Source organism: Streptomyces sp. NBC_01092 (assembly GCF_045039535.1).
Classification (GTDB): Bacteria; Actinomycetota; Actinomycetes; order Streptomycetales; family Streptomycetaceae; genus Streptomyces.
In genome coordinates this window covers 6,044,912-6,066,287 of sequence record NZ_CP108659.1, presented here as the reverse complement: position 1 = coordinate 6,066,287, position 21,376 = coordinate 6,044,912, and the positions used below count along the sequence as shown (strand labels likewise).

19 protein-coding genes and 1 tRNA gene are annotated in these 21,376 nt (G+C 71.9%); 6 read left to right on the top strand and 14 right to left on the bottom strand.

Annotated features, from left to right (window positions below; all coding sequences use genetic code 11):
- From OG254_RS27675 to rpmG, 5 genes are all read right to left on the bottom strand, one after another.
- Complete coding sequence (locus OG254_RS27675) at positions 1-372, bottom strand: VOC family protein (protein ID WP_405586787.1); 372 nt, start codon at positions 370-372, stop codon at positions 1-3.
- 77 nt (positions 373-449) lie between these two features.
- On the bottom strand, positions 450-680 hold the full coding sequence (gene rpsR / locus OG254_RS27670) for a 30S ribosomal protein S18 (RefSeq protein ID WP_405586784.1): 231 nt from the start codon (positions 678-680) through the stop codon (positions 450-452).
- Positions 681-684: 4 nt separating this feature from the next.
- On the bottom strand, positions 685-1,878 hold the full coding sequence (locus tag OG254_RS27665) for a CobW family GTP-binding protein (RefSeq protein ID WP_405586782.1): 1,194 nt from the start codon (positions 1,876-1,878) through the stop codon (positions 685-687).
- A 4-nt stretch (positions 1,879-1,882) separates the two neighbouring features.
- Complete coding sequence (locus tag OG254_RS27660) at positions 1,883-2,131, bottom strand: type B 50S ribosomal protein L31 (RefSeq protein ID WP_405586779.1); 249 nt, start codon at positions 2,129-2,131, stop codon at positions 1,883-1,885.
- Positions 2,132-2,139: 8 nt separating this feature from the next.
- On the bottom strand, positions 2,140-2,304 hold the full coding sequence (gene rpmG / locus OG254_RS27655; protein WP_351198928.1) for a 50S ribosomal protein L33: 165 nt from the start codon (positions 2,302-2,304) through the stop codon (positions 2,140-2,142).
- Between the two features lie 62 nt (positions 2,305-2,366).
- Between rpmG and rpmB the strand changes: the two genes are divergently transcribed.
- The 4 genes from rpmB (at position 2,367) to OG254_RS27635 (ending at position 4,116) form a co-directional block, all read left to right on the top strand.
- Entirely contained in the window at positions 2,367-2,603 is a 237-nt protein-coding gene (gene rpmB, locus OG254_RS27650) for a 50S ribosomal protein L28 (protein WP_405586776.1), read from the top strand.
- Positions 2,603-2,908: a 30S ribosomal protein S14 gene (gene rpsN / locus OG254_RS27645; RefSeq protein ID WP_147994896.1), complete on the top strand. Its 306-nt coding sequence runs from the start codon at positions 2,603-2,605 to the stop codon at positions 2,906-2,908. The genes rpmB and rpsN overlap by 1 nt, the downstream gene beginning before the upstream one ends.
- A 111-nt stretch (positions 2,909-3,019) precedes the next feature.
- A complete protein-coding gene (locus OG254_RS27640) occupies positions 3,020-3,538 on the top strand; it encodes a hypothetical protein (RefSeq protein WP_405586773.1) in 519 nt (172 codons plus the stop codon).
- 53 nt (positions 3,539-3,591) lie between these two features.
- A complete protein-coding gene (locus OG254_RS27635) occupies positions 3,592-4,116 on the top strand; it encodes a DUF4232 domain-containing protein (protein WP_405586771.1) in 525 nt (174 codons plus the stop codon).
- A gap of 15 nt (positions 4,117-4,131) precedes the next feature.
- Here OG254_RS27635 and OG254_RS27630 read toward each other — a convergent pair whose 3' ends face one another.
- Positions 4,132-5,247, bottom strand: a complete 1,116-nt coding sequence (locus OG254_RS27630) for a DUF2786 domain-containing protein (RefSeq protein ID WP_405586768.1) — start codon at positions 5,245-5,247, stop codon at positions 4,132-4,134.
- A gap of 90 nt (positions 5,248-5,337) precedes the next feature.
- Here OG254_RS27630 and OG254_RS27625 point away from each other — a divergent pair, with 90 nt between their 5' ends.
- Both OG254_RS27625 and OG254_RS27620 read left to right on the top strand, forming a co-directional pair.
- Positions 5,338-6,102, top strand: coding sequence for a Clp protease N-terminal domain-containing protein (locus OG254_RS27625; protein ID WP_351198920.1), 765 nt, complete (start codon positions 5,338-5,340; stop codon positions 6,100-6,102).
- Between the two features lie 64 nt (positions 6,103-6,166).
- The gene (locus OG254_RS27620) at positions 6,167-7,870 is read left to right on the top strand and encodes a bifunctional 3'-5' exonuclease/DNA polymerase (protein ID WP_405586765.1); all 1,704 of its coding nucleotides are present in this window, start codon (positions 6,167-6,169) and stop codon (positions 7,868-7,870) included.
- 315 nt (positions 7,871-8,185) lie between these two features.
- Here OG254_RS27620 and OG254_RS27615 read toward each other — a convergent pair whose 3' ends face one another.
- The 8 genes from OG254_RS27615 to tmk form a co-directional block, all read right to left on the bottom strand.
- Positions 8,186-9,079 carry a glycosyltransferase gene (locus OG254_RS27615; RefSeq protein ID WP_351198916.1) on the bottom strand — a complete coding sequence of 298 codons (894 nt, stop codon included), beginning with the start codon at positions 9,077-9,079 and terminating at the stop codon, positions 8,186-8,188.
- Between the two features lie 214 nt (positions 9,080-9,293).
- Entirely contained in the window at positions 9,294-9,794 is a 501-nt protein-coding gene (locus OG254_RS27610; protein WP_405586763.1) for a DUF3052 domain-containing protein, read from the bottom strand.
- A gap of 95 nt (positions 9,795-9,889) precedes the next feature.
- Positions 9,890-11,296, bottom strand: a complete 1,407-nt coding sequence (locus tag OG254_RS27605; RefSeq protein WP_405595222.1) for a Tat pathway signal sequence domain protein — start codon at positions 11,294-11,296, stop codon at positions 9,890-9,892.
- A gap of 255 nt (positions 11,297-11,551) precedes the next feature.
- Positions 11,552-14,392, bottom strand: a complete 2,841-nt coding sequence (locus tag OG254_RS27600; protein WP_405586760.1) for a tetratricopeptide repeat protein — start codon at positions 14,390-14,392, stop codon at positions 11,552-11,554.
- 162 nt (positions 14,393-14,554) lie between these two features.
- Positions 14,555-14,631 (bottom strand) — tRNA-Thr (locus OG254_RS27595).
- Positions 14,632-14,726: 95 nt separating this feature from the next.
- Positions 14,727-16,355, bottom strand: a complete 1,629-nt coding sequence (locus tag OG254_RS27590; protein WP_405586757.1) for an alpha/beta hydrolase — start codon at positions 16,353-16,355, stop codon at positions 14,727-14,729.
- A gap of 183 nt (positions 16,356-16,538) precedes the next feature.
- The gene (locus tag OG254_RS27585) at positions 16,539-17,744 is read right to left on the bottom strand and encodes a DNA polymerase III subunit delta' (protein WP_405586755.1); all 1,206 of its coding nucleotides are present in this window, start codon (positions 17,742-17,744) and stop codon (positions 16,539-16,541) included.
- Between the two features lie 310 nt (positions 17,745-18,054).
- The gene (gene tmk / locus OG254_RS27580; RefSeq protein ID WP_405586752.1) at positions 18,055-21,261 is read right to left on the bottom strand and encodes a dTMP kinase; all 3,207 of its coding nucleotides are present in this window, start codon (positions 21,259-21,261) and stop codon (positions 18,055-18,057) included.
- Positions 21,262-21,376: the final 115 nt, after the last annotated feature.

Below are 21,376 nucleotides of genomic sequence, written 5' to 3'. Positions count from 1 at the left end.
TTACTGAGCGGCCTCCGTCAGCAGCATCAGACCGTTGCCGTCGGGGTCCTGGAAGCCGGCCATCCGCCCCCAGGGCATGGCGTCCGGCCCCTGCACGGGGACGCCCGCCTGCGCGAGCCAGGCACAGTCCGCGTCGACATCGGTCGTGACCAACATGATCCCCCGGGTCGAGCCCGCCTCAAAGCCACCCATCCCGGGGCCGGAGAGCGTGAAGACCGTCTGCGCACCCTTGGGCGCGACCTGGAGCCACCTCCCCTGCGGCATGTCCAGATCGGCTGTGACCTCGAAGCCGAGGACCTCCGTGTAGAAGCGCAGGGCGCGGTCCTGGTCCGCGACGGGGAGCGTGATGAAGGAGGCGTGAGTGATGTTCATGGGAACGACAATAGGTAGGAGATTCCCTACGCGTTAAACGTAGGGAATCTCCTACCTATTAGGGTGGCGGGAGACGGCTACCGGGGCGAGTAGGGCAGCAGCGCCATCTCCCGCGCGTTCTTGATGGCCTTCGCCAGCCTTCGCTGCTGCTGGACCGTCACGCGGGTGACGCGGCGGCTGCGGATCTTGCCGCGGTCGGAGATGAACCGGCGCAGGAGGTCGGTGTCCTTGTAGTCGACGTAGGTGATGCCGGCCTGGTCCAGGGGGTTGGGCTTCTTGACGGGCTTGCGTTCGGGCTTGCGGGGCATGGGGTCAGACCTCCAGGAGGGTGTCGAAGGCGGGCGGAAGCCGCTTCCAGGCGGTGCGGCCGGCGGCGTACTCGGCGTCAGTGAGCAGGCAGGACTCGAGGAGCCGTTCGAGGCCGTCGCGGTCCAGGCCGGGCGAGGTGAAGACCAGGTGCTGGCAGCAGTCGCCGTGCTCGGGGTGCCAGTCAAGGGCGGCGGCGGCCCGGCGCACCGGCGGGACCATGTCCCAGGCCGCGTCGGGCAGCGAGGCGAGCCAGGGGCCGGCGCTCTCCACGCACAGGGCGCCGCCCGCCGCGTCCCAGTGCAGCAGCACGTCGGGCTTGTCGGCGAGCCAGAAGCGGCCCCTGCTGCGGGCCGCCGCACAGGTGATGTCCTCCAGGGCCTCGTACAGCCGCTCCGAGTGGAAGGGACGGCGGCGGTGCCAGACCAGGGTGCCGACGCCGTGCGCATCGGCCTCGGCGGGGAGCAGGGCGCACGCCGGATGCTGGGCGGCCGCGGCCGCCTCGATGTCGAAGCCGCCCAGCGCCGCCCGGGCCAGGGGCGACGCGGGGCGCCGCCGCGGGGCGGGCACCGTCAGGTCGTCCTGCTCCGCGCCCGCCGGGTCACCGTGGCCGATCGGGATCTGGCGGGCCGTCGGGTGGAGCTGGGCGAGCAGCTCGCGGTCCTCGTCGTCGGCGTCCGGGGAGTCGGCGACGGCGAGGACGGGCGCGTACTCCAGCTGGCGCGCGAAGGTGTCGGCGACGGTGCGCTGGTCGGTCGCCGCGGCGGCCAGGCCGCGCTCGGCCAGGTCGTCGCCGTTGCCCAGATACGGCAGGACCAGCGCCGGGTCGACCGCGGTGAGCACACCGGTGACCGTGAGCCCGCCGGCCGCGACCACCTCGGCCATGGCCTTCGGCTCGACCGAGTCCCACAGTTCGACGACGGCCATGCGCGTGCCGCCCGCGTCCCGGATCCTCAGCAGCTCCGGCACCAGGTCCTCACGCAGGGCGCAGCAGGCGCAGTCGTTGACGAGGGGCGCCTCGCCGGCGTCGAGGAGGCCGGTGACGTCACGGACCGTCCGTACGACAGTGCCGGCGACGGCCGTCGCCAGGTCGTGGTGGAGAACGACGCTGTCGGGGACGTCGGCGAGCAGCCGCGCCACGGCCGCCTTGCGGGCGTCGGCGTGCAGCCCGCCGACGATCACGACGGAGAGCTCGGGCACCGCGTCAGCCCTGCTTTCCGTACCGGCGCTCGAAGCGCTCCACGCGGCCGGCGGTGTCCAGGACGCGGGCCGTGCCGGTGTAGAAGGGGTGGCTGACGTTCGAGATCTCGACGTCGACGACGGGGTAGGTGTTGCCGTCCTCCCACTCGATCGTCTTCTGGCTGGTCATCGTCGAGCGGGTGAGGAAGGCGTGGTTCGCGGCACAGTCGCGGAAGACGACGGGGCCGTAGGCCGGGTGGATTCCGTTGCGCATGGCTGTCTTCAGCGCTCCTCTCGGAAGTCGACGTGGCGGCCCGCGACCGGGTCGTACTTGCGCAGGGTCATGCGGTCGGGGTCGTTGCGGCGGTTCTTGCGGGTCACATAGGTGAAGCCGGTGCCGGCGGTGGACCGGAGCTTGATGACCGGGCGGAGTTCGTTGCGTGGCATGCTGCTATCTTACTGAAAATGAATTCCATTAACAGCAACGCTCGAGGAGAGGTTCGTCACCCATGTCCGCCCACTGCATGCTGACCGGCGCCCGGCCCGGCTTCGGCAACAAGATTTCCCACTCCCATCGGCGGACCCCCCGCCGCTTCGACCCCAACATCCAGACCAAGCGGTACTGGCTGCCCGGCGAGGGCCGGCACGTGCGGCTGCGGCTGAGCACCAAGGGGATCAAGACGGTCGACGCCATCGGTGTCGAGGCGGCCGTCGCGCGGATCCGCGCCCGGGGAGTGAAGGTCTGATGGCCAAGAAGAGCAAGATCGCGAAGAACCGGCAGCGGCAGGAGGTCGTCGCGCGGTACGCCGAGCGGCGGGCCGAGCTGAAGGAGATCATCCGGCGGCCGTCGTCCACGGACGCCGAACGGCTCGCCGCCCAGCGCGAGTTGGGCCGCCAGCCGAGGGACGCGTCCGCGACGCGCGTTCGCAACCGCGACCAGGTGGACGGACGGCCGCGCGGCTACTTCCGCACCTTCGGGCTGTCCCGGGTGAGCCTGCGGGGGCAGGCGCACGCCGGATATCTGCCAGGGGTGCGCAAGGCGTCCTGGTAGGCCGGGCGAATGCTGGGGTCCGGACACGACTCCCTGGTAACTTGCTGCGGTCGTTTCGGCCACGTCGGCCGAAACGGCCGTATGCCGACCGCTACAGCTTGGGAGCTTCCAGTGACCTCGGCGACTTACTCGCGCACGCGCACGATGTCGGGCCGGCGGATGCGGGCCGCGGCCCTGGCCGCGACGCTGGCGGGCGCGCTCGCACTGACCGCGTGCAGCAGTGACGGCGACTCCGACGGCGACGCCGGCCCCAGCGGCTCCGCGACCGCGAGCGCCGACACCGGCGGCACGGGCGGAGGGTCTGCCTCCGCGTCCGGTGAGCTGGAGGGCAGCTGGCTCGCCACGACCGACGGCAAGGCTGTCGCGCTGGTCGTCACCGGCAAGCAGGCCGGCCTCTTCGCGACCGGCGGGACCGTGTGCAGCGGGACCGCCGGTGAGGAGGGCGGGATGAAGATGATCCGTCTGAAGTGCACCGACGGCAGCAAGGACCGGGCGATCGGGATGGTCGAATCCGTCGGCGAGACCTCGCTGAAGGTGACCTGGAAGGACGGCCTCGGCGCGGAGACGTACACCAAGGCGGAGGGCGGCAAGCTGCCTACGGGGCTGCCCACGGCCGGTCTGGGATCGTGAGGTTTGATTCGGTCACTGCCCGCGATGACCGACGTGACTCCCCGAAGGACCTCATGCGCGCCACCTCCCTCACCGTCGCCGCCCTCTCCGCGGCCCTCCTCCTGACCGCCTGCTCCAGCGGCGGGGACAAGGACAGCAAGCAGGACCGCAAGGCCGCCGCCTCGTGCGTCGACGAGCTGGCCGTGGAGTTCGGACCGGCCAACGCCGCCCCCGCCGCCGGGGACACCGGCAATGTGCCCGTCACCGTCACCAACCGCGGCGGCGCCGAATGCGCCCTGGACGGCCTGCCCGCAGTCGAGTTGGACGCGGGCGCCGCCTCGACGGCCGTCGCGCCCGACCAGGCCGCCCCGTCGGGGAAGACCAAGCTCGCGAAGGGTGCCTCCACGTCCTTCACGCTCACCTACGTGCGGGGCGAGGAGGGCGGCGGCAAGAGCCTCGTCGCGCAGAAGGCGAAGGTGACGCTGCCCGGGTCAACCAAGGGGCACAGCTTCAAGTGGTCGTACGGCGCCGTCGCGTTGAAGAGCGACAGCAAGACGCCGGACGCCTCGGTGAGCGGGTTCCAGCAGTCCGGCGCCTGACGCCGGGCCGACGGTTCAGGGAAGCGGCCGGCGCGGTGCCATCTGTGCCCGGTCGGCCGCCTCCGCGCCCTGCACCCAGCCCGCCTCGTCGCTGACGCCGCGCAGGCGGGTCGTGGTGGTCTCGGGGAACATCCGGTCCAGGCGGCCGGTCACCGCCACCTCGCGCGAGGCGAGGACCGGGAGCAGGTCCTCGGTCAGCTGCGTCCGTGCCGCCGCGTCCAGTCGGGTGCCGATGCGGTGGGCGTAGGCCACCAGGAACGACTGCCGAAAGGTCTTGGTCCGCTTGCGGCCGCCCGCACGCTGGGCCGCCTCCGCCCTCGTCATCGCGGACTGGGCCTGCACGAGGAGCGAGGTGTAGAGGAGTTCGACCACCTCCAGGTCGGCCTCGAAGCCGACGACGGTGGAGAAGGCGAAGGGCTCGTTCCACACGGCACGGCAGTGATTGGCACTCGCCACCGCGTCCAGCAGCACGGCCTTCGCCTGCTCGTACGGCGGCTCCACACCGATCCGGCAGGCGCCGGGCGCGTCCTTGGCGTCGGGCGCGCGGGACGCCAGCAGGGCCTCGTCGATGCTGTGCCGGGCCATCAGCTCCTGCGCCTTGGCGCTGAGCGCCTCCGCCTCCTCGGGGAACCCGGTCGCCTCCGCCTTCGCCAGCAGCGCGCGGATGCGGGTGAGCATGCGGGACTCGGGCCGGGCGGCCTTTCCGGCCGTACCGGGGGCCTCGTCGAGGGGCTCCAGCGCGGGCAGGCGCAGCAGCAGGCGGTACAGCTCCAGGACGGCGGTGGCATGCGAGAAGCGGTCGCCGCGGGCCGGGGCCTCGGTGGGCAGGTCGTCGAGCTGCGCCTGCCAGCGGGGGCCGCGGGGGCGGTCGTGCGGTACCTGTGCGCGGATCAGCGCCGCGAGCAGTCGTATGTGTACGTCGTCCAGCTCGCGCCTCACCAGCCGTACGACATCCGCCGGCTGCCAGCCGCGCCGCCAGGCCGCCGCCACGAACTCCTCGCCGCGCCGGGCGAGTTCGGGGTCCGCCCCGCGGTCGGCCGCGAGCAGGGAGGCGCCCGTGTCGAGGGTGCTGTGCTCGGTGTCGTAGAGGGCCGCCTCGAAGGCGCGGTCGACGGTGCTGGGCGTACTCACCAAGGGATCGTAAGTCGGTTGCGCCAGGCGGGCGAAGATCGATGTCAACCTCGGGTTGACACCCCAGGCGTGTCAACCTACGGTTGACACATGTCGACGAACCCGACCACCATCACGTCATCCGTACGTCTCGACGAACTCATCGCGGCCATCAAGAAGGTCCACCCGGAACCCCTCGAACAGCTCGAGGACGCGGTGATCGCCGCCGATCACCTCGGCGAGGTGGCCGACCATCTGATCGGTCACTTCGTGGACCAGGCGCGGCGGTCCGGCGCTTCCTGGTCCGACATCGGCAAGAGCATGGGCGTCACCCGGCAGGCCGCGCAGAAGCGGTTCGTGCCGAAGGAGGGCACCGACCTCGACCCCCAGCAGGGCTTCGGCCGCTACACGCCGCGTGCCCGCAATGTGGTCGTCGCCGCGCACAACGAGGCCATCGCGGCCCGCAACCCCGAGGGCCGTCCCGAGCACCTCGTCCTCGGTCTGCTGGCCGAGCCGGACGGCATCGCCGCCAAGGCGATCACGGCCAAGGGCGTCCTGCTGGACTCCGTGCGCCAGGCCGCCACCGCCGCGCTGGCGCCCGCAGCCGACGAGGTCCCCGAGCTCATCCCCTACGGCTCCGACGCCAAGAAGGTCCTGGAGCTCACCTTCCGCGAGGCCTTGCGCCTCGGGCACAACTACATCGGCACCGAGCACATCCTGCTGGCCCTGCTGGAGTTCGAGAACGGCACCGGCGTCCTGTCCGGCCTCGGCCTCACCAAGCAGGAGGTCGAGCAGTACATCGTCGAGCTGCTCTCCCAGTTCCTCAAGAGCGGCGAGGAGACCACCAAGCAGGCCCGGGAGCAGGGCGAAGGGTAGGGCGAGGGGTAGGGCGAAAGGCAGGGCTGGGGCCGTTGTCAGACCCGGGTGCCACACTCGCAGCATGACCGACCGGTGGGCACTCGCTCCGGCCGAGGACGGCGGCGTGGAGGTCGCCCCCCTCGGCCCGGACGGGCTGCTCGCCGGGCCGGTGCGCCGGGAGCCGGATCCGGCCGCGGCCGTGCGCGGGCGGCCGGAGGTCGCGCGCTGGGTGTGGCGGTCCACCGCCGAGGTCTATCCACGGCTGCTCGCCACGGGGGTGCGAGTGCAGCGGTGCTACGACATCGAGGACGCCGAGACCCTCCTGCTCGGCCACGAGGGGCGCTACGGCGAACCGAGATCGGCCGCGGCGGCGCTGGCCCGGCTGCGGGGCGGCGCCGTACCGTCCGATCCGCCCCAGCGCGCGGCCGAACCCGGCTCACAGTCCCCGCTCTTCGAGCCACAGGCGGTCCATGTCCCGCTCACCGACCTCGTCGAGGTCTACGCCGAGCAGCAGCGGCGCCACGACCGGACCGGGCAACCGGAGCGGATGAGGCTGCTGACGGCGGCGGAGTCGGCGGGGATGCTCGTGGCCACCGAGATGAACCGGGCGGGGCTGCCGTGGAGCGCCGACGTGCACCGTGCGGTGCTGCACGAGCTGCTGGGCGAGCGGTATGCCGGCGGCGGGGAGCCACGCCGGCTGGCCGAGCTGGCCGACGAGGTGTCGGCGGCGTTCGGACGCCGGGTGCGGCCCGACCTGCCGGCCGATGTGATCAAGGCCTTCGCACAGGCCGGCATCAAGATCAGATCGACCCGGCGCTGGGAGATCGAGACCGTCGACCATCCGGCCGTGAAGCCCCTGATCGAGTACAAGAAGCTGTATCGGATCTGGGTGGCCCACGGCTGGTCCTGGCTCCAGGACTGGGTGCGTGACGGGCGGTTCCGGCCGGAGTTCCTCGCCGGCGGGACCGTCACCGGGCGATGGGTGACCAACGGCGGGGGCGGGTTGCAGATCCCCAAGGTCATCCGGCGTGCGGTGGTCGCGGACCCGGGCTGGCGGCTCGTGGTGGCCGACGCCGACCAGATGGAGCCGCGCGTGCTCGCCGCGATCTCCCGTGATCCCGGGCTGATGGAGGTGGCCGGGCGGGAGACCGACCTGTACCAGTCGGTGTCCGACCGCGCCTTCTCCGGTGATCGCGGCCAGGCCAAACTCGCCGTACTGGGCGCCGTCTACGGGCAGACCTCCGGCGACGGCCTCAAGAACCTCGCCGCTCTCAGACGCCGCTTCCCCAGGGCGGTGGCCTACGTCGACGACGCGGCGCGGGCCGGCGAGGAGGGGCGGCTCGTGCGGACGTGGCTGGGACGGACCTGTCCGCCGGCGGCCGGGGCGACGGACGACGCGGCCGAGGAGGCCGGCATTCCGGTGCCGGTCGCGGAGGGCGAGCCGGCCGAAGGCTCCGGGCCGCAGGAATGGGTGCCGGGCTACGCCTCCACCAACGCCCGCGCGCGGGGCCGCTTCGCGCGCAACTTCGTCGTGCAGGGCAGCGCCGCCGACTGGGCACTCCTGCTGCTCGCCGCACTGCGGCAGGCCTGCGCGGGGATGGCGGCGGAGCTGGTCTTCTTCCAGCACGACGAGGTGATCGTGCACTGTCCCGAGGAGGAGGCCGAGACGGTGGTGACGGCGATCCGGGAGGCGGCGGAGCTGGCCGGACGACTGACGTTCGGCCAGACGCCGGTGCGGTTTCCGTTCACCACGGCGGTGGTGGAGTGCTACGCCGACGCGAAGTGACCGGAGTGGTGGAGGACGTTCCTGGCGTCAGGTCCCGGGTCCCAGGTCCCAGTTCCCCGGGTGACCGCGCGGGGCGTTCGGCATTGCCGTCGAGTGTCGCGGAACACAATCGACGAGATGTCAGCGACCTGTCGGTATGGCTTAATCTGATCACTACATCGGGTCCGGCCCGACGGTGCGCGCGTACGACGCGCAGCTCGGGGGAGCGTCGCCGCCGTGGCCGGATCCGGGGACTCAGTCGGGTCCCGGTCGGCGGAGGTGAACGACCGGGACCCGCGTCCCGCTCCTCCTCCCCCCGGCCCCCGGGCCCTCGGGTCATATGACCGGCGGCCGCCCCAGCCGGCACAGCCGCCACACCGTCCGCCAGCGCATGGGCCGCCGCTCACCTGCCGGTTCCCGCACACCTTCGACGAAGCCGCCGAACCACGCGCGCAGTCCGCCGAACGACCGGGTGCGGGCGAGGGTGAGCAGGACCCAGACGCCCAGGTGCACCGGGATGAGGGGCAGGGGCAGCCGACGACGGGTCAGCCAGACGCGGTTGCGGGCGTTCACGCGGTAGTAGATGGCGTGCCGCGCGGGCGAGGTCTTCGGGTGCTGGAGCAGGAGTTCGGGAGCGTAGAGAATGCGCCAGCCCGCGTCGACGGCCCGCCAGGCCAGATCGGTCTCCTCATGGGCGAAGAAGAACTCCGCCGGCCAGCTGCCGGTCCGGGTCAGCATCGCCGTCCGCAGCGCGTGTCCGCCGCCGAGGAAGCCGGTGACGTAACCGCCCCTGAGCGGATCCGACTTGCCGACCCTCGGCACGTGCCGCTGCTGGGTCTCGCCGTGCTCGTCGGCGATGCGGAAGCCGACGATGCCGAGCCGGTCGTCGGCGGCGTACAGGTCCCGCACGCGGCGCAGGACATCGGCGTCGACGAGGAGCCCGTCGTCGTCCAGCTCGACGACGACATCGACGTCCCCGAACGCCAGCAGCCGCTCCAGGGCGGCGTTGCGCCCGCCCGGGCAGCCGAGGTTCTCGTCCAGCTCGATCGCCGTGAACTCGCCCGGCAGCGCGAGCCGTTCGGCGAACTCGGGCAGCGGGCTGCCGTTGCCGACGACGACGATCCGGTCGGGGGCGAGGTCCTGCTTGGCCACGGACTCCAGCAGCGCGTCGACCTCGGCGGGACGGTTGCCCATGGTCACCACGGCGACGGCGACCCTCAACTCGGACATACCCCGCCCCCTCGCCTCGCTCCGGCTTCGATTACCGGCGCGATGCTAGTGGTTCACGGTAAAGACTTCTCAAGTTCGCCGTATTGAGGGGGGGTCGGCGGGGGGGGAGGTGGCGGGGATGGGGCGACTACGGGGCATCCTCGGATTGGGCGAGGCTGTCGTCGAGTTGGGCGAGGTCGTCGTCGAGCCGTACAGGACGATCCGCCGGCCAGGGCTACTTACGGCGGTTCTCCCGACGCCGCACGAACTTCAGGCCCGACCAGTCCTCCCCCAGCGCCGCCACCTTCACGTCGACCAGGCCGAGGGGGAGGAAGAGGTCGCGCAGGGCGTTCTCGGTGATGTCGCTGACGTGGCCGGCCGCCCGTCGGGGCCAGGCGATCCACAACATGGCGGGGTCGGCGAGGTCGCCGGCCAGCGCGGGACCTTCGGCGACCAGATCGCCGTACGACCGATAGAACGCGAGGGTGACGTCCGCGCCGCGCGGGCCTCCCTCAGCCACCTCGCAGCCCTCCGGCAGCCCGGGGACATCCCACCGGTCGGGCGCGTGCCGGAGCCGGACCCGGTGGCCCGGCTTGATGCCGATCTTCCTGGCGAGCGGCGTACTGGATCCCCGGTCGGAGTCGCCCATACCGAACTGTCCGCCTCTCTGCGCGCCGTCCGTGTGCCGTTTGCGGGCACCGTCCGGATGCCATCTTGGCGCAGCGGAATCCGACATGCCCGATTCCCCGCGACACGCACAACGAAGGCCCGGCACACTCATGACCAGGACCAGGACCAGGACCAGGACCAGGACCAGGACCAGGACCAGGCTCAGACGATGCCGCCCCGCAAGGGATTGGAGCGCGTGGCCGCCATCAGGTACCAGGCGGTCGCTCCCACATGCCGGTACGGGTAGTACCCGAATCCGAACCCGGTGTCGATCGGACTGCTGGCCGACACGACGCCCGCCCGCTCGGGAAGCGCCCGCCCGCCGACGGTCTGACCAGCCCCGAGCCGTTCCTGAGCCCGCTCGATGGAGCTGATCAGCAGCCGAGCCCGCGCCTCGTCACCCCGCCCGGCCCGCTCGCGCAGGGCGAGCGCGAGATGGGCGGTCCCTTCGAACCACACACCGTTCCTGTCCGGCTTGGGCTGGGAGTCGGCGATCGGCACGTCCTCGTTCGCGAGGAGACTGGCGGAACTGAAGGTGACACCGTCGTACGACTGCCCCGCGGGCACCGTGCTGTTGCGCCGCCCAGCGTGATCGAGGACGGCGAGCTCGCGCGCGGCCCAGTCCAACGACCGGGCGTGGACACGGGAGTCGAGGGCGAGGTGGGTCCAGGTCTGGGTGTCCTCGGGAATCGGCGACGTATTGACCGTGACCCCGTCATTGGTCCCGGTGTAGAAGAACCCGCCCTCCGCCTCCCACATCCTCAGGACGAACTCCCGGGCCCGAGCACGCCGTTCCCACCACACCGAGTCTTTTGTGAGCCGGGCCAGCCGCCCGAAGAGACAGACAAGGTCGGTGTTGTGCTCGGTGGAGGTGAAGGGCAGCTTCTGATTGCCCCCGTCGACCCCGAACTTGTAGCCCCCGAGTGGTTCGTCGGTACGCCCGTACCGCTCGATCCACTCCCCGATCCGCACGGCGCCCCGAAGGAACCGCTGCTCCCCCGCCGTCCGCGCGAGCGCGCTGAGCGCGATGCCGGCCCAGGCCATGTCCCCCACGGCCGTCCCCGTGAACCCGAACTGCGTCCCCACATTGACGGTCCCGTCCGCCCGCACGAACCCGTCCGGCTGCCGCGAACCGTCATAGAAGGTGTACGGCCCGACGTTGTACCCCTGCCGAAGCCGACCGTCGCCATGAACCGGATCATGCGCCTGCGCATACAGGAGCGCGTCCCCGAGCGAGGCCGCCCGCTCTTGTCCGCCGGCGGTACGTGTGGCGAGCAGGGCGAGGATCGCGAGGGCGTTGTCATAGGTGAAGGCGGTACTGAAGAGACCGGCCTGGTCGGCGTAACTCTGGGCGAGACGGGTGGGGCCGTGGTCGGGGTAGGCGTCGATGGCGGCGGCGAGGAAGGCGCCGGCTCGATGCGGGGCTGAGGCGGAGGCGGAGGCGGCCTGTGCCGTTCCGGCCCGGGTCGCGGTCGCGGTGAGCACGGCGGCACCGATACCGGCTCCGATGACTGTGCGACGGCTGAGCGCGGGGGATTGTCTGCCGGTCATGCCGGTCATGCCATTCATGCCGTTCATGGGTCTCCCTCGGATGATGCCGACGGTTGGACACGCGCTTGCGGCGCCACTTTGAGAGCGCTCTCAGCAAGGCGCGCTCATTCTGCTGGTGCACCGGGAGCGGGTCAACGCCCTTGGCAGCGCTATGGGTTGGAGCAGGCATGAGCGAAGTCGGCAGTTCCGTGGGCGGGCTGGACGAGTCGGCCGACTGAGAGATCGCCGACGCCGGCGAGACCGGAAACGGCTTCGGCGCCCTCCGGTCGCTGCTCAGGCGGTGCCTTCCGCGTCGTGCGATACGCGAGTTGCGGCGCGACGCACGCGCTCAAGTCCCGCGCGGGTGTTCAGTGTCCTGGGATGTTCGGCACCCAGCACCCGCTCACGGCCGGCCAGAGTCTGCTCGTACAGGAGGGCGGCACGGCGTAAGTCACCTGCCGCTTCGTAGGTGGCCGCCAAGTTGTGACGAGTCATCAGAGTGTCGGGATGGTCGGACCCGATGAGCCGCTCGCGGTCGGCCAGCGCGGCCACCAGGAGTGGCACGGCCCGGTCGAAATCCCCCGCCGACTGATAGGCGGCCGCCAAATTGTTGCGGGATCTGAGAATGCTGGGATGCCCCGGTTCCAGCACGCGCTCACGGTCGGTCAGTGTCTGTTCGTACAGGGAGATGGCACGGTCCAGATCTCCCGCTCCCCGGTGCGCGGCCGCCAGGTTGTTACGGCACAGCAGAGTGTCGGGGTGGTCGCTCCCGAGCACACGCTCGAGCGAAACCAGAATTTCCTTGAAGAGTGCGATGGCCGCGTCGAAATTCCCCGTCTCCTTGAAGAGGACGGCGAGATTGTTACGGGACGACAGGGTGTCGGGATGGTCGGCGCCCAGCACCCGCTCGCGGCCCTCCAGCGTCATGATGTGCAAGGGGATCGCCCGACCGAAGTCTCGCGCCTCCTCATAGGCGACCGCCAGATTGTTGCGGGACGTGAGCGTGCGGGGGTGTTCGTGACCCAACAATCGCTCGCTGTCGGCGAGACCCTCCAGTAAGAGCGGGATGGCACGATCAAGGTCCCCCACCTCCACATAGGCGTAGGCGAGGCTGTTACGAGCCACGAGGGTGTCGGAGTGGTCGGTACCCAGTACCCGCGTGCGGTCGGCCAGACTCTCCAGTAGCAGAGGGATGGCCCGATCGAAGTCCCCCGCGGTCCTACAGGCCAAAGCGAAGTTGTGAAGGGACGTGAGGGTCGTTGGATGGTGACGGCCGAGTCGGGCTTCGCGGGCTTGGGCAAGGCGCTCGTAGTGGGTTGCGGCGCGAGCCGGGTGGCCGGTTTCGAGGTCGTAACGGGCCAGGCTGGCGAGCAGTTCGAGTGAGGGGGGCGTATCCAAGGTTTCGGTGAGGGCGCGAACGTGGGGCGTGAGGTCGGCGAGGTCGAGACGCCCAGCTTGATACACCGGCTGCATCAGCCGGGTTGCCGCCGCCGTGACGGCAGCCCGGAGAGCCGGGAGGTCCTCCTGCTGGGCGGGATCGAGGGTCAGGGTGCGGCTGACGAGAGCGTGGAGGAACCATCCGCCTGCCTCGTCCCCCGTCTGCCGGATGAGCGACCGACGTTGGGCGGTGCTGAGGGCACGGAGGTTGGCGCGTTCGGCAGCGGACTCGTCGATGCCCCGGACGGTGGCGGTCACGGCGGTCAGCAGGCGGGTCGGAATCGGGGCGGCAGCGAGGTTGGCAGCCGCGCGCAGCAGCGTGAGGGCGTCCTCGTCGAGGTGGCGGAGGCTACGGGTGAACGTAGCGGCGATGTCCGCGGTGTGGTCGGTGGGGACCTGGAGGTAGAGGTCGTCGAGGAGGTCCTGAAAGCCGTCGCCGTGCTGCGTGTCGTCAAGCTCACGCAGGAGAGCGCTGTAGGTCAGGTCGCGCTGGTCCTCCAGGCAGCCTCGGACCAGATCGATGGCCAACGCATGGCAACCCAGCCGGGCGACCAGGGTACGAGCGCTGTCCTCCTCCACCGGCCCGGCCGGCTCACGAGTCCCGGTCAGCAGGCGGTACGCCTCTTCCGGGGCCAGGACGTCAACATCGATGCGGGGTAACTGATAGCCACGCCACCGGGTGGTCACCAGAGTACGGCCCAGCGGATGAGGGGCAGCCAGCTCGCGCAGGACCGCGGGAGTGAGGTGCCCCGGAAGGTCATCGACGATCCACAGACAGGGTGCCCCGATCCGCTCGATGTGCCGCCGAGCGGCTTCCCGGATCTCCTCCGGGCTGTTCCGAGCGGGGTCGAGAGCAAGTGCCGCGGCGACCTGCTGGTAGTGCTGGGCGCGCACCTCGGCGTGCAGAGCAACGGTGTCCGTCAGGGGCCTACCGCGGTTGCCGGCGCCCTCCTCGGCCGTCTCGGGGGCGTGGCTCGCGGCGGCGGTGAACCAGTAGACGCCACCGGGGTAGAAGGACGCGAAACGGCGTGCGTAATGCTCGGCCAGCAGGGTCTTGCCGACTCCTCCCAAACCGATCACGGCAGCCTGCCCGGTGGCGGCATCGTCCTGCGTCGCGGGGTACTCGTGGGCATGCAGCGCGGTGTGCAGCTGCCAGAACTCCGCCACCCGTCCGACGAAACGCTCGGACCCAAGATGCTCGGTCGGCCTCCAGACCGGGCGAACGCTCTGAACGGCGTCTCCGAACGGCTCCGGACCACCGGCCAGCCGTGCCGAGAGCCGCTCCACCAACCGGTCGGCCGCGTGGTCGCCGGGCTCGAGGTAACGGGGATCCGCCAACTCCACCGGCTGGATGTGTGCGGTGGACTGCTCGGGGTTCACGACGAGGATGCGCTTGCCCGGCGGGCCCAGCGCGCTCGCGACACGAAACGCCGTCAGCAGCTCCCACTGGCAGGCGGGCCGCGACGGATACGTCGCCGAGTAGTACGCCACGAACAACCGCGCCCCGGCGAGCGCCTGCCGGATCTTCTCGGTGATGCCCTCGAACTCATCGATCCGGTGTTCGTCCACGAACACGGGCACACCGGCCGCGTGCAATGACTCCGCCAGAGGCAGCACGCGTTCCCGATCCGCCCGCGCGTAACTCAGGAACACCACCGCCGGCTCGCGCCCCGGCGCCCCCTGCTCAACACCCTCCATGGACGCCCCCCGACGCTCCGGCAACCGCCGGCAGACTTCCGCAGCCCCGATGGAAACTCAGCTTAGTGAGCACCCAGCCTCACCGGACCGATCCCGACCGCCGTCGCCGCACTGACGGAACAAGGAAACCCCAGCTCATAGACTGCCTGAGCTGGGGTTGAATGGAGCCGCCTTCGGGATTCGAACCCGAGACCTACGCATTACGAGTGCGTTGCTCTGGCCATCTGAGCTAAGGCGGCGAGCCGTCCGCACTATGGTGCGATCGGCAACGTCGGTAAGTCTACACAGTTTCCAAGGTGCTCCGTACCGGCCCTTTCGTCGGTCGGGATCAAGGCTATGAGCAGCGCTTTCCCTCGGTTGGCGGCGTCCCTCGGAGGAGGTACCTGTTGATCGTGTCGTCAATGCAGGTGCTGCCACGGCCGTACGCCGTGTGGCCGTCGCCGTCGTAGGTGAGGAGGCGGGACGAGGAGAGCTGGGTGGTGAGGGCCCGGGCCCAGCGGTAGGGGGTCGCGGGGTCGCGCGTGGTGCCGACCACGACGATCGGGGCCGCGCCCTTCGCCTCGATGCGGTGCGATTCACCCGTGGGGGCCACCGGCCAGTACGCGCAGTTCAGGGTGGCCCAGGCGAGGCCCTCGCCGAAGACGGGGGACGCCTTCTCGAAGGCGGGGAGGGCCCCCCGGACCTGGTCCGGGGTGGAGAAGGCGGGCGGGAGGTCCACGCAGTTCACGGCTGCGTTGGCGAACATCAGGTTCGTGTAGCGGCCGTCGCCGTCGCGCTCGTAGTAGCTGTCGGAGAGGGCGAGCAGGCCCGCTCCGTCGTTCTCCCGCATCGCCGAGGTCAGCGCGTCGCGCAGGGTCGCCCAGGCCCCCTCGTCGTACATCGCCGCGATCACCCCGGTCGTGGCGAGGGATTCGCCCAGGTCACGGCGGTCCGGGTCGCCGGTCGGGACGGGCTGGGCGTCGAGCTTCTCGAAGAAGGCCTTGAGGCCCCGACCGACCTCGCTCGCCTTGGTGCCCAGCGGGCAGTCCCGTTGCCGCACGCAGTCCCTCGCGAAGGCCTGGAACGCCGTCTCGAACCCCGCCGTCTGGTCGAGGTTCATCCGGCGGGCGGGCAGGGACGGGTCCATCGCGCCGTCCAGGACCAGCCGGCCCACCCGGTCCGGGAAGAGCCCGGCGTACGTCGCCCCGAGGAAGGTGCCGTACGACGCCCCCACATAGGTCAGCTTCTCGTCGCCCAGCACCGACCGCAGGATGTCCATGTCTCTCGCCGCCTCGGCGGTGGACACATGGCGCAGGAGACCCGGCGCGTCGGCCCCGCACCCTTCGGCGAACTTCTTGTACGCCTCGACGAGTTCGCCGGTCTCCTCGGCGTCGTCGGGAGTGAAGTCCGTCTGCGTGTACGCGTCCATCTCCCGTCCGTCGAGGCATTCGACGGGCTCGCTGCGGGCGACTCCGCGCGGGTCGACCGCGACCATGTCGTAGCGGGCGCGCACGTCGGTCGGGTAGCCGATCCCGGCGTACTGCTGGAGGTAGCCGATCGCCGAGCCGCCGGGTCCGCCCGGGTTCACCAGCAGCGACCCCAGACGGGCGCCCGGTCCCGTGGCCTTCTTGCGGGCCACGGCGAGCTTGGCGTCCCCGGCGTCCGGCTTCGTGTAGTCGAGCGGCGCCCGCATCGTGGCGCACTGGAAGCCGGGCATCCCGCAACTGCGCCAGGTCAGCTTCTGTGTGTAGTACGGCGTGAGCGCGGCCGGCGTCGACCGCGGCAGCGCCGCCAACCCGGCCTCGGCCGCCCCGCTCTCCGAGTGCGTCGACCCGCCGGAGGTGCAGGCCGACGCGAGCAGCCCGACTGCGGCGAGGAGGGCGCCGAGCGCGCCCGCGTGACGGCGGGGTCGGCGGCTGTTGCGGGGGCCCCGCCCGCTCGGGCTCGGGTCTGGGCCGACCGTGGAGCTGTGCCTGAGGTGCATCTGGCGAGCGTAACTCTGCGCAGCCGATTGGATGCCCTGCGTGCGCGTCACGGCTCGTACGGGTTACATGGTCAACCTCCTGTTGATCATGCGGCGGGTCCTTCGGGCTGTCCGGCCGGTGGGCCGCGTCGCCTCAGCCCACCCCTCTGACCACTCGCCGCCGACTCAGCCCGCGCCGCCGACTCAGCCCGCTCTGAGCGCCATGGTCATCGCCTCCACCGCCAGCAGCGGCGCCACATTGCTGTCCAGGGCGTCACGGCAGGCGGCGATCGCCTCGATGCGGCGGAGTGTGGACTCCGGGGAGCTGTCGCGGGCGAGGCGCTGGAGAGCGTCCTCGGCGTCGGTGTTGGCGAGGGCGATGCGGGAGCCGAGTTGGAGGGCGAGGACGTCGCGGTAGAAGGCGGTGATGTCGGTCAGGGCGAGGTCGAGGCTGTCGCGCTGCGTGCGCGTACGGCGCCGCTTCTGCTTGTCCTCCAGATCCTTCATCACGCCCGCCGTGCCGCGCGGCATCCTGCCGCCCTGGCTCGCACCCAGGGCCGCCTTGAGTTCCTCGGTCTCCTTGACGTCGATCTCCTCGGCGAGCTGCTTGGCGTCCTCGGCGGCGGCGTCCACGAGTTCCTGGGCGGCCTTGAGGCAGGCGCCGACCTCGCCGACGCGCAGGGGCAGCTTCAGTACGGCGGCCCGGCGCTCGCGCGCTGCCGGGTCCGTGGCCAGGCGGCGGGCCCGGTCCACGTGGCCCTGAGTGGCGCGGGCCGCCGCGACGGCGACTTGGGGCTCGATGCCCTCACGGCGCACCAGCATGTCCGCGATGGCGTCGACCGAGGGCGTGCTCAGGTTCAGGTGGCGGCAGCGGGAGCGGATGGTGGGCAGGACGTCCTCGAGGGAGGGGGCGCAGAGCAGCCAGACCGTGCGGGGGGCGGGCTCCTCCACGGCCTTCAGGACGGCGTTGGCCGACTTCTCGTTCAGTCGCTCGGCGTCCTCGACGAGGATGACCTGCCAGCGGCCGTTCGCCGGCGAGGTGAACGACTTGCGGACGGTGTCCCGCATGTCGTCGGCGAGGATCTGGGTGCCGACGGCCGCGACCGTGGTGACGTCGGCATGCGTGCCCACCAGGGCCGTATGGCATCCGTCGCAGAACCCGCAGCCGGGGGCGCCGCCGAGCGCCCGGTCGGGGCTGACGCACTGCAACGCGGCGGCGAAGGCCCGCGCCGCCTGATTCCGGCCCGCTCCGGGCGGCCCCGTGAACAACCAGGCGTGCGTCATCCTGGACGCCTCGGGCCGCGGCGCCGCGGCGGCAACTGCGGTGACCAGGGCATCGGCGTCCCGAGCGGCGGCGTCCAGCTGCTCGCTGACCCGCTCCTGCCCCACCAGGTCGTCCCATACGGTCATGGGTCACGCCCGCCTTTCGTCACAGCTCGCGTGGTGAGATCCACACAGCTCGCGTGGTGAGATCCATTGTGCGGGGCGGCACTGACAATGGGCGCCGGCCGGGGCGGGGAGGCATCGGCCGTCGTGCGGCTGCGGGCCGGTGGGGGCTGGTCGCTCCCCCAAGCTCTCGGCTTCGCTCGAGCAGGGGGGACCCCCATCGCGGCGGAGCCGCATCGCGAGCACAGCCCCGCGCCCCTCGGGTGGGTCCGATCACGCCGACGTAAGCCCAACGGCACCAACGGCACCCGGTCGACCGTAGCCCCCGCCGGCCTCAGCGCCGACGGCCGCGCCCCCGGCCTCCGTCCTCGTCGTACTCGTCCTCGCGCGGACCCAGCAGCTCGTCCGCCAGCGTCGGCAGATCGTCCAGCGGGGTCTCCTCGGCCCAGTCGGACCGGGCCCTGCGACGCGGCGCGCCCGCCTCGTCGACCTGGGGCATCTCACGCGTCCGGTCCTCTTCCCGGAAGTAGCCGGGCGGAACCCGGTCCCCGGGCCCGTCCGCCGGCACGGGAGGCAGCACGGCCGTCTCGTCCGCGGCCCCCGGAGGAACCGGCGGCAGCACAGCCGTCTCATCGGCCGCACCCGGCACAACCGGCGGCAGTACGGCCGTCTCGTCCGCCGCCCCGGCAGGCGCCGGAGGCTGCGGCAGCTTCGCCGTCACCTCGGACTCGGACTGCCCGTGGGCGCGGTTACCGGAAGGCCGCTCACTGCCCGTCTGCGGCCGCTCCTCATCACGCACCGGCCGCAGCACGGTCGTCTCGTCCGACGCCCCACCCGGCGCGTTCCCCGGCGTCACCGCAGGCGTGGCAACCGTCGCCGCGTCCCCGAAGCCGGCCCCGGCCGCGGGCCCCGTCGGCTTCGGACCCGCCTCCGCCGCGGCCGCCGCCTGCTCGGCCAGCCGACGGGCCTCCTCGGCCCGCAGCAGAGCGTCCTCCGCCTTGCGCTGCTTCTCCAGACGCCGCTCCTCGGCCTCGGCACGAATACGCGCCTCCTCCTCGGCCTGCTTGCGACGCTGCTCCTCCTCGGCCTTGCGGCGCGCTTCCTCCTCGGCGCGCACCTTCTCCTCCGCGAGGAGCCGCTGACGCTCCTCCTCGGCACGCCGACGCGCTTCCTCGGCCCGCTGCCGGGCCTCCTCCGCCTGCCGTTCGGCCTCGCGCCGCTGCGCCTCCTCCAGCTCGCGCCGCTTGCGCTCCTCCTCCTCGGCGCGCAGCCGGGCGAGCTGCTCCTGGCGCTCACGCTCCAGGCGCTCCTCCTCGGCCTTGCGGGCGGCCTCTTCCTCGGCCTTGCGGCGGGCCTCCTCCTCGGCCTTGCGACGCGCTTCCGCCTGCGCCTGGATCTCCGCCTCGGACAGCGGAAGCATCTGGTCGAGCCGGTGCCGGATGACGGTCGTGACCGCCTCGGGCTCCTGGCCGGCGTCCACCACCAGGTACCGCCCGGGGTCGGACGCGGCCAGCGTCAGGAATCCGGAGCGCACGCGCGCGTGGAACTCGGCAGGCTCCGACTCCAGCCGGTCCGGCGCCTCGGTGAACCGCTCGCGGGCGATCTCCGGCGAGACGTCGAGCAGGACCGTCAGATGCGGCGCGAGGCCGTTCGTGGCCCAGCGGTTGATGCGGGCGATCTCCGTCGGCGACAGGTCGCGGCCCGCGCCCTGGTAGGCCACCGAGGAGTCGACGTAGCGGTCCGAGATCACGACCGCGCCGCGCTCCAGGGCGGGCCGGACGACCGTGTCGACGTGTTCCGCGCGGTCCGCCGCGTACAGCAGCGCCTCCGCGCGGTGCGACAGGCCGGCGCTCGATACGTCCAGCAGGATCGACCGCAGCCGCTTGCCGACCGGCGTCGCGCCCGGCTCGCGGGTGACGACGACCTCGTGGCCCTTGCCCCGGATCCACTCGGCGAGCGCCTCGGCCTGGGTGGACTTCCCTGCGCCGTCGCCGCCCTCCAGGGCGATGAAGAAGCCGGTCGTCGCGGGCACCTGATCCGGGTCGTCCCCGCCGCGCACCGCGTCCCGCAGGTCCTGCCGCAGCGGCACGCCGGAGCGGTCGTCGACCTTGGCCAGCACCAGCACGGCCACCGGCAGCAGCAGCGCGCCGACCAGCATCAGCGTGAACGCCGCCCCGCCGTGCGCGAAGACGAACTTGCCGCTCTCCAGCCGGTGCGGCCCGATCAGCGCGGCCACCAGCGGCGCGATCACCGCGCCGAGCCCGACACAGACCCGCACGACCGCGTGCAGATGCTCCGTCGTGCGCGAGCGCCGGAACTCCTCGGCCTCCTGGTCGAGCAGGGTGTGCCCGGTGTTGGCGGACACACCGGCGCCGACCCCGGCCAGCGCGACGATCAGCAGGACGGTGGTGACGTCCGGGACGAGTCCGGCGGCCAGCAGGGCGACGCCGGTGAAGGCGATCGCGAGCGCGAGCAGGCGGCGCCGGGACAGGGCGGGCAGCAGGGAGGGGGCCGTGCGGATGCCGACGACCACTCCGCCGGTCAGGGCGAGCACCAAGAGGCCGTAGAGCACGGGGCCGCCGCCCAGGTCCTTGGCGTGCAGCACGGCCACGGCGACCGCGGCGGCCACCGCCGCGGCGACGGCGGCGCACGCCGTCACCAGCAGCGCGATCGCGCCGGTACGACCCTTGTCGACGCCCGAGCCGGTCTTCGGCCGGCGCAGCCCCTCCAGCGGCGACCGCGCGCGCGGGGTGCGCGTGTCGGGCAGCTCCAGGAACGTCAGCACGGACAGGGACGCGGCGAACAGACCGGCCGCGACATACGACGCGAGGGCCGCCTGGTGCTGCTCGAACCAGTCGAGCCCGGCACCGAGCAGGTTGTTGAGCAGGGCGGCCGCGACGAGTGCGGCGGCAGCCAGCGGAACCGCCACGAAGCTCGTGCGCAGCGACAGGCGGCGCAGGGCGTCCATGTGGTCCGGCAGCGGTCGTACGGTCGCGCCCTCCGGCGGCGGGGGCGGCAGCAGGGCGGGCGCCGCGCTCTCGCGGGACACCGTCCAGAAACGCTCGGCCACGCCGGTCACGAAGACCGTCACCAGGAGGAGCGCCAGCGCATTCTCCGGCGTCCAGTCGATCCACAGGGGCGCGACGATCAGCAGGGCGGCCCGCAGTCCGTCCGCGCCGACCATGGTCCAGCGCCGGTCGAGCGGGCCCTCCTGCGAGGTCAGCGAGGTCAGGGGGCCGAGGAGTACGGCGCCGAAGAGCAGCGTGGCCAGGATGCGCACGCCGAAGACGGTCGCCACTGCGAATGCCACGCCTCGGTAGCCGCCACCGAACGACCCCTCGACGATCGCCGCCTGAAGGGCCAGCAGCACCAGCACCAGGAGGGCGAGAATGTCGCCGACACCGCCCACCAACTGCGCACTCCACAGCCGCTTGAGCTGCGGTCGGCGTAGCAGGGCGCGGACGGCACGCTCGCGGGAGTCCACGACCAGGGCGTCGTCGGGGGCCGGCTGGGGGGCCGTTGGCTGCTCGGCACGGGTCATGCTTTCAGCCTATCGGGACCCACCGACAGCCCGGTGCCCCCGCCCGAACGTACGACCGCCCCGACACCAAACTGATGCCGAGGCGTTCGTTTTGCGAACCGTGAGTGAAGGACCG